Source organism: Streptomyces sp. NBC_00078, assembly GCF_026343335.1.
GTDB lineage: Bacteria > Actinomycetota > Actinomycetes > Streptomycetales > Streptomycetaceae > Streptomyces.
On sequence record NZ_JAPELX010000001.1, the window covers coordinates 3,461,918 to 3,473,036 of the forward strand.

Here is an 11,119-nt window from a genome sequence, read left to right on the forward strand (position 1 = left end):
ATAAGAGAAGCACAGGACGCACCTAAACACGATCGGCGGCGACCCGCCAGGGGGTCACCGCCGATACGCTTCTGACCTGCAGAAATGCCGACTACTTCACTGCGCGGCCCACCTCGACCTTGATCGTCGAGCCGTCCTTGGCCTCCCGGACGATCTTGATCTTGGTGTTGGTGTCAGTGACGCGGACGCCTGCCAGCGGGTCCGACTCGTCGTAGTAGGTGCTCGTGTGGTCGTTGAAGACCGGCACACCCTTCGACGACCTGATCCTGGTCGCGACGTCCGCGTTGTGCAGCGTGATGCCGTCCGTGCTGTACATGCTGAACGGCGAGTCGTAGGCCTGGACGCGGCCGCGCATCAGCGTGCCGTCGGACCACTTCAGCGCGGCCGGGTGGGCGTCGATCGGCAGGACCAGGCCGGCACCGGGGTGCTGGCTGGTGTTGTTGTCCTGCTGCGAGGTGTCCCACTTCCAGATCAACAGGCCGTTCTGGTACGGGTAGTGCTCCACCCAGTCCGGACGGGTCGTCGAGAAGCCGAAGTTGTACGGGCCGACCTTGAGGGTCTTGTCGTACGACACGTACTGGCGGTTCTCGGCGATGTAGTACTGCTTGTAGTCCTTGGTGAAGGACGCGCCGATGCGGGAGAAGCCGGTGGCGGTCCACGCGGCGTCGGCGGCCTCGGCGTTGTCGGAGAAGAGCGCCGTGCCGTCCGCGGTCACCGTGATCTCGTCGGCCGCGAAGCCCTTCTGGGCCACACCGCTGTCGGTCTGGTAGCGGAAGCGCAGGCCGATCTTCTTGCCCGCGTAGGCGTCGAGCGAGTACGACAGCTTCTTGTAGCCGTCGGCCGTGCCCGTCAGCGCGGGCTTGTCGCTGCCGTCGCGCGGGATGGCCTGGCCGTCCACCGTGCCGTCGAGCGCGGTCCAGTTGGCGCCGCCGTCGGTCGAGGCCTCGGCGTAGAGGTAGTCGTAGTTCGCCTCGATGTCGTAGTAGCCGTCGAGGGTCAGCGTCGCCGCCGACTTGCCGGTGAGGTCGACCGAGCGGGTCAGGGTGTTCTTGAGGTCGTTGCCGCTGCCGCTCCACCACTGGGCCGTGCCCTGCGCCGGGCTGACGATGTCGGTGGTGACCGCCTTGTCGGGCAGCGAAACCACCAGGGCCTGCTTGTTCTTGGTGTTGTAGGCGGAGACGCCCAGCGTGTGCTTCGACTTCGTCGCGGCCTTCGCCGTGCCGTAGTTCAGCCAGCCCAGCTGGAGCTTGTCCCAGGCGCTGAAGCTGCCGGGCAGATCGCCGATGGCGTCCTTGCCCCGGCCGAGCCACGAGCCGGAGGACATCAGCGTCCAGAAACCGGTGGAGTTGTCGCCGGCGCCGGTGGTGTCGTAGTGGTCCGGCAGGCCCAGGTCGTGGCCGTACTCGTGGGCGAAGACGCCGAGTCCGCCGTTCTCCGGCTGGATGGTGTAGTCGCCGACCCAGATGCCGGAGTCGCCGATCTGCGCGCCGCCCAGCTTGTTGCCCGTCGGGCCGGTGGCACCCGCGTCGCTGCCGAACGCGTACCAGCGGTGCGCCCAGATAGCGTCGGTTCCCTGGACGCCGCCGCCAGCGGACTCGTCCTCACCGGCGTGCACGATCTGGAAGTGGTCGATGTAGCCGTCGGGCTCGTTGAAGTTGCCGTCGCCGTCGTAGTCGTAGCGGTCCCACTGGTCGAACTTCGCCAGGTCCTTCTTGATGTCGGCGTCGGACCTGCCGGCCGCCTTCTGCCCGGCGGCCCAGGCGGTGACGCCGTCGCTGACGACGTTCCACACGCTCGGGCAGTTGGTGGAGCCGCAGGCGTTGTTGCCGTAACGGGCCTCGTTGTAGGGGACCTTGACCCAGTCGGCGACCTCGCCGTCCACCGAGTAGCGGCCCGAGGACTGCTTCTCGTAGAACTTCTTCATCGACTCGGTGTTCTTGCCGGTGCCGAAGTAGAGGTCCTGGAAGTGCTTCTGGTTGTAGTCCGCCTGCCAGGCCGTCGAGTTGTCCTTCTTGCGGTCGGGCTTGGCTATCTGGTTGTGCGCGGGGCCCGCCGTGCCGCCGTAGGCGGGGTCCGTCTTGTCGCCGAACTCGACCAGGATCGTGAAGATCTTGTCGGTCTTCTCCCGGCCCAGCTCCACGTACTTGGTGTCGCCCTTTTTGCTCTTGAGCTGGACGACCTGCGAACCGTGACGGTCCTCGACCTGGGCCTTGCCGGATATGACCTGGTTCAGGGCCTCCTGGCGCTGGGCCTCCTGGGTCCTGGAGAGCGGACCGTCGAGGTCGTGCTTCTGCGTGCTCTCGATCGCCGCCGGGTCATGGCGGTCGATGGTGGCGGACTTGGCCGGGTCTGCGGCCTGAGCCACGGCGAACGTCGAGAACGTGGCGGTGGCCGCCGCGAGCGCGACACCGACCGCGGTTGCTCTGAACGTCCAGGGTCTAAAGGTCACTTGAGATCCTCTTGGTCAAGGTGACAAGTCAAGTGACGTAATTTGACTAGAGGACGGTAAGAAAAAACAGACCTTGACTTGTGCAGAACAAGTGCACTATGCGGATGCGAGATCCGGTTTGCGGACACCCCCCACGGGCGCGTTCACGCGTCCACGTGCTGGACGCCATGACTCCGTGCGCCCCCTGTGCACCGGCACTGTTGGTTAGGTCACGCTTACTGTTCGTTCCAGTCGGGCATGCACGCGATTAGAGTCGATTGGCGGACTGCCCCGGTATCGGCGGAAAGCCAGGCCGACGCCCCCAGTGGACCCCCACTTCCGAGGACACGATTGCCATGCCTCGTCCGACGCCCGCCCAGCTCGTCTACGGTTCCTGCACCGTGATCTTCTCGACGCTCGCCATGCTGCTGCTGTCACAGACGACTTCGGGCGTGGGGATCGCGGTCATCGCCTTCGCTGCACTCGCCCTCGGACTCCTGGTCGCCATGACGGCCCCGCAGCCCAGGCCCAGGATCGTCGCCGTGCGGCAGCCGGCGGAACAGGAAACGCCCGTACCGGCCGCGGTCGCCGCGGTGGCGTCCGAGCCGGTGCATGAGCGGGCGGCTTCCTGAGCCGCCTCGTTCGTGGGTGCTGACGCCCGCTCGCCTCAACGCGTGCTGACGACCACCGTCTTGGCGGCCTTGTCGTGCAGGCCCTGCTTGTAGGGCCGGTCGAAGTAGCTCCAGCCGCCCGAGATCGCGGTCCAGATGCACGCGCAGCAGAACGCGAACGGGATCCACAGCACCGCCGCGCGGGCCAGGTTGGTCTGCACGGAGGGGGTGGAGCCGTTGTCGAGGTTGGCCACCCGCATGTTCAGCCACTTCTTGCCGAGCGTCTGTCCCGACTTGCTGATCATGACGGTGTCGTAGCCGATGTAGAGCACGGCGGCGACGAGGGACTGCGCGAACGACTTCCCGTACTCGATGTGGTTGCCGTTCACGCTGTACTCGTGCACATCGAGCGGCCAGGTGATCAGCCAGACGACGATGCCCACGAGGATCATGTCGATGATCCGGGCCAGCGTGCGCCGGCCGCTCGCCGCGAGCGGAGGCATGCCGGCGAGCGGGTCGGTGGGGTACGAACCGCCGCCGTAGGGGTCACTGCCGCCGTGGGGAGCGCCGCCGTAGGGCGGCGGCTGCTGACCGCCTTCGGGCGCGTCGTACGGGGAGCCCGACCCCTGGCCAGGCGGGGGCTGCTTCCTGAACGGGTCGTCTTCCGGCGGTTGGCCGGAAGCGGGGGGCGGATCGGTGCTCATGGCATGAGTGGACCGCGTTCCCCCCGGCTCCGCATCCGGCGGACGGCCGTCCGGAGTACCGAATCAGCCGGTGCGTACGACGTATGCGGTCAGCCCGCTACGAACGTACCCGCGGCCTTGTCGTGCCAGCACTGGTGCCACGGGCGGTCGAACAGGCACCACGCGACCCCCACGACACCGACGACGAGCAGACCGGGCACGCTGTACACGAGCCAGCGGCGCAGCGCTCCGCCGAAGGACGGGGGCTCGTGTGCGTGAATGTCCCGCACCTCCAGACCCAGCAGTTTCTTGCCCAGGGTGCGGCCCCACCTGGCGGTGGGCAGCACCTCGTAGAGGACGCCGAAGACGAGCAGTACGGCCAGGATGACGCCCAGGTACACCGCCGTCGTGCCGTCCAGCAGCCAGACGGTCACGGTCTCGCCGGAGAGCTTGGCCGCGTCGATCTTCTCGTTGACGTGGTCGAGCGCCTTGGTGCCCAGCGGTACGGCGGCCACCGCGGTCACGCCCGCGAGGACGACCGTGTCCAGCAGCCGGGCGACCAGCCTTCTGCCGAGGCCCGCGGGGCGCGCCTCGGACTGGCGCCGGGCGGCCGCCTGGAAGACGTCCTCGACGGGCGGCTTCCAGGGGACGACGGGCTGGTCCTCGTCGGCGCCCGCGAGCCGGTGCACCTGCTGCGCCCACGAGGGCTGACCACCGCCGGCGCCGCTGGCCATGGGGGCGGAGACGGGCGGCTGCCCGCCGGGAGACTGGGCTACAGGGCCCTGGCCTACGGGGCTCTGGGCTACGGGGCTCTGGGCTACGGGGTTCTGGCCGGCCGCGGCGGGCCGGGCGCCGCCGGTCTGCGGAGGGACCGTCCCAGAGGCCTGCTGAGGGCCCGAGAGCGGGGTCGGCGCCGGAGCGGCGGCGGGGGGCGACGCCTGCGTCGCGGCGGCGCGGTCGGCGGCCGCCTTGCCCGCGCCGAAGCCGGGCCTGTCCGTGTCCCCCGTGTGCGCCCCGCCCTGCCCTCCCGTGCGCGGGGAGAGCGCGCGGAACGTCATCGTCCCCTCGTCGCCCACGGGACCACCGGGACCGGGGATGCCGGGAGTGCCCGTGCCTGCGGAGCCTCCTGCACCCGCCGCGCCCGCTCCCCCGGGGTTCGTCGGCCTGCGGAACACGAAGGTGCCGCCGGAGACCACGTCGTCCGCGCCCGTGTGGGCGGGCGGGATCGTCGCCGTGCCGTCCGCGCGGGACGCCTGGCCGGCCGGCTGGGACGGCGGGTCGGCGGGGAGGCGCGGGTCCGCGGCCGGCGGGGAGCCCCAGGACACGCGGCGGTCCTGGTCGCCGCCGAAGCCGGACTGCCGGGAGCGGTCGGCGCTCCAGGCGGACGCGGGTTCGGGGCGGCTGCCGTGCTGGGCGTCGGACGGAGACGGCCGGGGCTGGGGGTCCTCGTCGAAGAAGTGGGGACCCGTCTCCTCGACCGGAGCCGGGCCGGAACCGGAACCGGACGGCGGGGCGAGCGGCACACCGTCCGCCGGCGCCGGGCGGCTGGTGCCCGGGACCCAGGACGCGCCGTTCCAGTACCGGACATATCCAGGAATGGACGGGTCCGGGTAATACCCTTCGCGTGGCCTGTCGTCACCGGGGGCCGGGGTTGGGGCGCTCATGTCCGTCGTCCCGTATCTGCTCGGGGGTCAATAGAGGGGTCTCCACATCTATCAGACCGGCGCAACCCCCACCGCCAGTCCCTTACTACCCACCCCTTTCCGGGCAACCTCGCGCACCGGCTTCACACCTTCGGAAAAAAAGTTCTCCCAACCCGCGTAATGGTCGGGCACCCCCCGCTCTCTCCACTCGTACGGACCCGCCGCAGGGCCCCGTACACCTGCCCGAGAGAGGAACCGCACGCCATGCACTACACCGTGGTGGAACGAGAACTGGAACTCAGGCTGATCCTGTCGCCGGAACGCAGCGTCCCGGTCCCGGCCCGGCTGAGCTACCGCACCGACGACCCGTACGCCGTCCACGTCACCTTCCACACCAACTCCGAGAACCCCGTGTACTGGACGTTCTCCCGCGATCTGCTGGTGGAGGGGGTGTTCCGGCCGTGCGGGACCGGGGACGTACGGGTGTGGCCGAGCAAGTCGGAGGGGCGCAGCGTCGTCCTGATGGCGCTGAGTTCACCCGACGGTGACGCCCTGCTGGAAGCACCGGCCGCCCAGGTGTCCGCCTGGCTGGAGCGGACGCTGCGGGTGGTGCCCCCGGGGACTGAGGGCGAGCAGCTGGGGATCGACGACGCGCTCGACCAGCTTCTCGCCCAGTGACCTCAGCGGGGCCGGATCAGAACAGCTTGCCCGGATTCAGGATGCCCAGCGGGTCGAAGACCTGTTTGACGGCCCGCTGCATCTCCATCCCCACCGGGCCGATCTCGCGCGCCAGCCACTCCTTCTTGAGGACCCCGACTCCGTGTTCGCCGGTGATCGTGCCGCCGAGCTCCAGGCCGAGGGCCATGATCTCGTCGAAGGACTCGCGGGCGCGCCGGGACTCGTCGGGGTCGGCGGCGTCGAAGCAGACCGTGGGATGGGTGTTTCCGTCGCCGGCGTGTGCGACGACCCCGATGGTGAGCTGGTACTTCTCGGCGATCCGCTCGGTGCCTTCGAGCATCTCGCCGAGCCTGGAGCGGGGTACGCACACGTCGTCGATCATCGTGGTGCCGCTGACGGATTCGAGTGCGGTGAGGGACAACCGCCGCGCCTGGAGCAGGAGTTCGGACTCGGCGAAGTCGTCGGCGGGGACCACCTGGGTGGCGCCCGCCGCCTCGCACAGCGCGCCGACGGCGGCGAGGTCGGAGGCGGGGTCCGGGGTGTCGAAGGCCGCCAGGAGCAGGGCCTGAGTGGTCTCCGGGAGTCCCATGTGCGCCAGGTCGTTGACCGCCCTCACCGTCGTGCGGTCCATCAGCTCAAGGAGCGAGGGCACGTGGCCGCCCGCCATGATCCGGCACACCGCGTCGCAGGCGGCGGCGCCGGACGCGAACTCGGCCGCCAGCACGAGCTGTTGCGGCGGCTGCGGCCTCAGGGCCAGGATCGCCCGTACGACGATGCCGAGCGAGCCCTCGGAGCCGACGAACAGGCGCGTGAGGTCGTACCCGGCGACGCCCTTGGCCGTACGGCGGCCGGTGGACATGAGCCGGCCGTCGGCCAGCACCACCTCCAGTCCGAGCACGTACTCGGCGGTGACCCCGTACTTCACGCAGCACAGGCCGCCAGAGGCCGTCCCGATGTTGCCGCCGATCGTGCACATCTCCCAGCTGGAGGGGTCCGGCGGGTAGTACAGGCCGTGCTCGCCGACCGCGCGGGAGAGGGTCGCGTTGATGACGCCGGGTTCGACCACGGCGATGCGGTCGACGGGGTTGATCTCAAGGATCCGGTCCATCTTCGTCAGGGACAGCGCGACGCAGCCCTCGGACGTGTTGGCGCCGCCGGACAGGCCGGTGCGGGCGCCCTGCGGGACGACCGGGACGCGCAGCTCGGTGGCGATGCGCATGACGTGCTGGACTTCCTCGACCGTACGCGGCAGCACGACCACCGCCGGGGCACCGGCCGGGCAGAAGCTCGCCATGTCGTTGGTGTACGAGGCCGTGACATCCGGGTCGGTCAGGACGGCCTCGGCGGGCAGACCGCCCAGCAGACGGTCGACGAGGTTGCTGGTCACTGCGGTGTCCTCCTCGCGACGCGCTTCGATACGGCTCATGATCACAGCGTCGCACCCGGGGCCATCGGTGTGAACCCCGTCTACGGCGCTGGACGTATGCCGGGATGTGCTCGTCGTATTGACGCACAGTGATCGCCATGGAGAAGCAAGCGGAGGCCGGCGGGCGGGCGCGCGGGGGCACGGGGGCAGGCCTCGGCGGACGGCGGGTACTGGTCGCCGCCGTCGCGGGGTGTGCCGTGCTCGGCGGGGCGGTGGCGCTGTGGCCCTGGGAGCGGACCGCGCCGCGGCCGGCGGCGGTACCGGCGCCGGGAGCGCAGGCGCTGACGGCGGTCACCTCGGGGGTGCCGGCCTCGCTGCCCGACCTCGCGGTGCTGATCGACGAACGCGAGGCCCGGCTGCGGACCCATCCCAAGGACTCGCTGACGTGGGCGGTGCTCGGCGCGGCCTACGTCGAGCAGGGGCGGCGTACGGCCGACGCGACGAACTATCCGCGGGCCGACAAAGCGCTGCGTACGTCCATGACGGTGCGGCCGAAGGGGAACACCGCGGCGCTGGACGGCATGGCGGCGCTGGCGAACGCCCGCCGGGACTTCCGGGCCGCGCGGACCTGGGGCGAGGCGGCGCTGAAGCTCGAACCGAAGCGGTGGACGACGTATCCGCTGCTGATCGACGCCTACACCGGGCTCGGCGACTACAAGGCGACCAAGCGGACCCTGGACCGGCTGCTGACGTTGCGCTCCGGGGCGGCCGTGCGGGCGCGGGCCGCCGGTGTCTACCGCGACCGGGGCTGGCGCGAGGACGCGGCGGCCGCCCTGACCGACGCGGCGGCGGGCGCCGGCGGGCCCGCCGAGCAGGCGGCGTATCTGGAGCGGGCCGGGCAGCTGGCCTGGGAGCGCGGGGACCTGGAGGAGGCTCTGCGGCGCTTCCAGGAGGCGGTGCGGCTCGACCCCGACCAGCGGGCCGCGCAGGCCGGGCAGGGGCGGACGCTGGCGGCCGAGGGCCGCACGACGGAGGCCCTGAACGCCTACCGGGTGGCACTCGACAAGCAGCCGTGCCCCCAATATGCCCTGGAACTGGGCGAGTTGTACGAGTCACTGGGGCTGGGGCAGGCCGCCAGGGTGGAGTACGACCTGCTGCGGACCCGGGTGATGGACGAGACGGCGGCCGGCGTGGACGACGACCTGGTACTCGGTGCCTTCGAGGCGGACCACGGGGATCCGCAGGCGGCCGTACGCCGGCTGCGCGCCGAGTGGCAGCGGCAGCCGGGCATCCCGGTGGCCGACGCGCTGGGCTGGGCGCTGCACCGGGCCGGGGACGACAAGGAGGCGCTGAAGTTCGCGACCGCGGCGACGGACCAGGCGCACGGGGGCGGCGTCCGCAGTGCCCTGTACTCGTATCACCGGGGCATGATCGAGCAGGAGTCGGGGCTGGCCGGGCCCGCGCGCCGGCATCTCCAGGAGGCGATGCGCATCAATCCGTACTTCTCGCCGCTCGCGGTGCCGCTCGCGAAGCAGGCGCTCGCGGCGCTGGGTGAGCCGCCGGACGAGCCGGTGCCCACGGCAGCCCCGGTGCCCTCGGACGACGAGGACAACAAGGCTGCCCAGAAGGCGCGCGGGGTCACACCGCCGCGGTTCCGGTCAGCGCGTTACGGGTGACGAGTGCGGCCGGCTGTTCCTCCCCCGGGCCGTCCGTGCCCTCCGGAAGCGGCGCGGCAGCACCATGTACCGCGTCTCCGCGCTGGAGTCCCACACGGTGATCTCCGTCGTGTCGGGCGGTTCGAGGGCGAACTCGGCCGGCGCGGCCCGGGGTTCGCGGACCATGCGGGAACGGCAGGCCTCGGACTTGTACCAGCCCCGGGCACGGGCCGCACCCGGCTGCTGTCGGCCTCACAGGTTTCCGCGCTTCTCCTGTTCCCGCTCGATCGCCTCGAACAGGGCCTTGAAGTTGCCCTTGCCGAAGCCCATCGAGCCGTGCCGCTCGATGATCTCGAAGAAGACGGTCGGGCGGTCCTGGACCGGCTTGGTGAAGATCTGCAGGAGATAGCCGTCCTCGTCGCGGTCGGCGAGGATCTTCAGCTCGCGCAGGGTCTCCACCGGCACGCGGGTGTCGCCGACCCACTCGCCGAGAGTGTCGTAGTACGAGTCCGGGGTGTTCAGGAACTGCACGCCGGCCGCGCGCATCGTCCGTACCGTCTCGACGATGTCGCCCGTGTTGAGCGCGATGTGCTGGACGCCCGCTCCGCCGTAGAACTCCAGGTACTCGTCGATCTGGGACTTCTTCTTGGCGATGGCGGGCTCGTTGATCGGGAACTTGACCTTGAGCGTGCCGTCGGCCACGACCTTCGACATCAGGGCGCTGTACTCGGTCGCGATGTCGTCGCCCACGAACTCCTTCATGTTCGTGAAGCCCATGACCTTGTTGTAGAAGCCGACCCACTCGTTCATCCGGCCGAGCTCGACGTTGCCGACACAGTGGTCGACGGCCTGGAAGGTGCGGTGGGCGGGCGGCGCGACGATCGGCTCGGCGGCGGCGAAGCCGGGGAGGTAGGGGCCGTCGTAGCCGGAGCGGTCGACGAGGGTGTGGCGCGTCTCGCCGTAGGTGGCGATCGCGGCGAGGACGACCGTGCCGTGCTCGTCCTTCAGCTCGTACGGCTCGGCGACCGACCGGGCGCCGTGCTCGATCGCGTAGGCGTACGCGGCACGGGCGTCCGGGACCTCGATGGCGAGGTCGACGACGCCGTCGCCGTGCTCGGCCACGTGCTGCGCGAGGAAGGTGCCCCAGGTGGTGTGGGGCTTGATGACGGAGGTGAGGACGAAGCGCGCCGAACCGTTCTCGAGGACGTAGCTCGCGGTCTCGCGGCTGCCGTTCTCCGGTCCCGAGTAGGCGACCAGCTGCATGCCGAAGGCGGTGGAGTAGTAGTGCGCCGCCTGCTTGGCGTTGCCCACGGCGAAGACGACCGCGTCCATTCCCTTGACCGGGAAGGGGTCGGCCTGCCGGGCGGTGTCGGGAGTGTGGTGTGTGGTCTGCGTCATAGCCGCCAGCCTGGTCCTGCACCGCAAGGTGCGCAATAGTCTGGGTTTTTGCTGGGCAATCTGTTCAGTCGAAGGCGCGTACTACCGGCCTTTCTGTACAGGATGACCAACCCCACCGAGGAGGCTGACGTGGCGATCGACCAGTTGGACGGCAGGATCATCGTGCTGCTGGCACGGGAGCCGCGGATCGGGGTGCTGGAGATGTCGCGGCGGCTCGGGGTGGCCCGCGGGACGGTGCAGGCGCGGCTGGACCGGCTTCAGTCGAATGGCGTCATCCGCGGATTCGGCCCGCAGGTGGACCCGGCCGCCCTCGGATACCCCGTCACCGCCTTCGCCACCCTCCAGATCCGGCAGGGCCAAGGGCCCGACGTACGGGCGCACTTGGCGACCGTCCCCGAGGTGCTGGAGCTGCACACCACCACCGGCAGCGGGGACATGCTGTGCCGGCTGGTGGCCCGCTCCAACGCCGATCTCCAGCGGGTCATCGACCGGGTTGTCGGTTTTGATGGCATTGTCCGGGCCGCCACCGCGATCGTGATGGAGAACCCCGTTCCGCTGCGGATCATCCCGCTGGTGGAGCAGGCGGCCAGGGCCAGTCCGGAGGATCGGGCCTCAGGAGAGTGACGGTGCCTCATGAGTGTGGGCGAGCGAAGCCTG

10 protein-coding genes are annotated in these 11,119 nt (G+C 70.3%); 4 read left to right on the forward strand and 6 right to left on the reverse strand.

Features of this window, described 5'->3' with window-relative positions; genetic code table 11:
- Nucleotides 1-91: 91 nt before the first annotated feature.
- Nucleotides 92-2,449 carry an immune inhibitor A domain-containing protein gene (locus tag OOK07_RS16175; RefSeq protein ID WP_266680844.1) on the reverse strand — a complete coding sequence of 786 codons (2,358 nt, stop codon included), beginning with the start codon at nt 2,447-2,449 and terminating at the stop codon, nt 92-94.
- Between the two features lie 335 nt (nt 2,450-2,784).
- Between OOK07_RS16175 and OOK07_RS16180 the strand changes: the two genes are divergently transcribed.
- Nucleotides 2,785-3,060 carry a hypothetical protein gene (locus OOK07_RS16180; RefSeq protein WP_266680846.1) on the forward strand — a complete coding sequence of 92 codons (276 nt, stop codon included), beginning with the start codon at nt 2,785-2,787 and terminating at the stop codon, nt 3,058-3,060.
- A gap of 35 nt (nt 3,061-3,095) precedes the next feature.
- Here OOK07_RS16180 and OOK07_RS16185 read toward each other — a convergent pair whose 3' ends face one another.
- Together OOK07_RS16185 and OOK07_RS16190 are read right to left on the reverse strand one after the other, a co-directional pair.
- Nucleotides 3,096-3,743, reverse strand: a complete 648-nt coding sequence (locus OOK07_RS16185) for an RDD family protein (protein WP_266797117.1) — start codon at nt 3,741-3,743, stop codon at nt 3,096-3,098.
- A gap of 89 nt (nt 3,744-3,832) precedes the next feature.
- Nucleotides 3,833-5,386, reverse strand: coding sequence for an RDD family protein (locus tag OOK07_RS16190; RefSeq protein WP_266680850.1), 1,554 nt, complete (start codon nt 5,384-5,386; stop codon nt 3,833-3,835).
- 243 nt (nt 5,387-5,629) lie between these two features.
- Between OOK07_RS16190 and OOK07_RS16195 the strand changes: the two genes are divergently transcribed.
- Entirely contained in the window at nt 5,630-6,043 is a 414-nt protein-coding gene (locus tag OOK07_RS16195) for an SsgA family sporulation/cell division regulator (RefSeq protein ID WP_266680852.1), read from the forward strand.
- Between the two features lie 16 nt (nt 6,044-6,059).
- On the opposite strand, the gene OOK07_RS16200 is transcribed toward OOK07_RS16195, so the two are convergent.
- Complete coding sequence (locus OOK07_RS16200; RefSeq protein ID WP_266797120.1) at nt 6,060-7,475, reverse strand: FAD-binding oxidoreductase; 1,416 nt, start codon at nt 7,473-7,475, stop codon at nt 6,060-6,062.
- A gap of 92 nt (nt 7,476-7,567) precedes the next feature.
- On the opposite strand from OOK07_RS16200, the gene OOK07_RS16205 reads away from it, so the two are divergent.
- Nucleotides 7,568-9,085: a tetratricopeptide repeat protein gene (locus OOK07_RS16205; RefSeq protein ID WP_266797121.1), complete on the forward strand. Its 1,518-nt coding sequence runs from the start codon at nt 7,568-7,570 to the stop codon at nt 9,083-9,085.
- Here the strand turns inward: OOK07_RS16205 and OOK07_RS16210 are convergent.
- A complete protein-coding gene (locus OOK07_RS16210) occupies nt 9,068-9,250 on the reverse strand; it encodes a nitrile hydratase subunit alpha (RefSeq protein WP_266680858.1) in 183 nt (60 codons plus the stop codon). The two genes, OOK07_RS16205 and OOK07_RS16210, sit on opposite strands and share 18 nt — an antisense overlap.
- A gap of 66 nt (nt 9,251-9,316) precedes the next feature.
- Entirely contained in the window at nt 9,317-10,462 is a 1,146-nt protein-coding gene (hppD, locus tag OOK07_RS16215) for a 4-hydroxyphenylpyruvate dioxygenase (protein WP_266797123.1), read from the reverse strand.
- 129 nt (nt 10,463-10,591) lie between these two features.
- On the opposite strand from hppD, the gene OOK07_RS16220 reads away from it, so the two are divergent.
- Nucleotides 10,592-11,086 (forward strand): Lrp/AsnC family transcriptional regulator, encoded by a 495-nt coding sequence (locus OOK07_RS16220; protein WP_266801959.1) that lies wholly within the window; start codon nt 10,592-10,594, stop codon nt 11,084-11,086.
- Nucleotides 11,087-11,119 lie beyond the last annotated feature (33 nt).

What these genes read in the sequence shown, in the direction of transcription:
- OOK07_RS16180 (WP_266680846.1), top strand. Translation starts at nt 2,785, where the DNA reads ATGCCTCGTCCGACGCCCGCCCAGCTCGTCTACGGTTCCTGCACCGTG.
- OOK07_RS16185 (WP_266797117.1), bottom strand. Translation starts at nt 3,743, where the DNA reads ATGAGCACCGATCCGCCCCCCGCTTCCGGCCAACCGCCGGAAGACGAC.
- OOK07_RS16190 (WP_266680850.1), bottom strand. Translation starts at nt 5,386, where the DNA reads ATGAGCGCCCCAACCCCGGCCCCCGGTGACGACAGGCCACGCGAAGGG.
- OOK07_RS16195 (WP_266680852.1), top strand. Translation starts at nt 5,630, where the DNA reads ATGCACTACACCGTGGTGGAACGAGAACTGGAACTCAGGCTGATCCTG.
- OOK07_RS16205 (WP_266797121.1), top strand. Translation starts at nt 7,568, where the DNA reads ATGGAGAAGCAAGCGGAGGCCGGCGGGCGGGCGCGCGGGGGCACGGGG.
- OOK07_RS16210 (WP_266680858.1), bottom strand. Translation starts at nt 9,250, where the DNA reads ATGGTCCGCGAACCCCGGGCCGCGCCGGCCGAGTTCGCCCTCGAACCG.
- hppD (WP_266797123.1), bottom strand. Translation starts at nt 10,462, where the DNA reads ATGACGCAGACCACACACCACACTCCCGACACCGCCCGGCAGGCCGAC.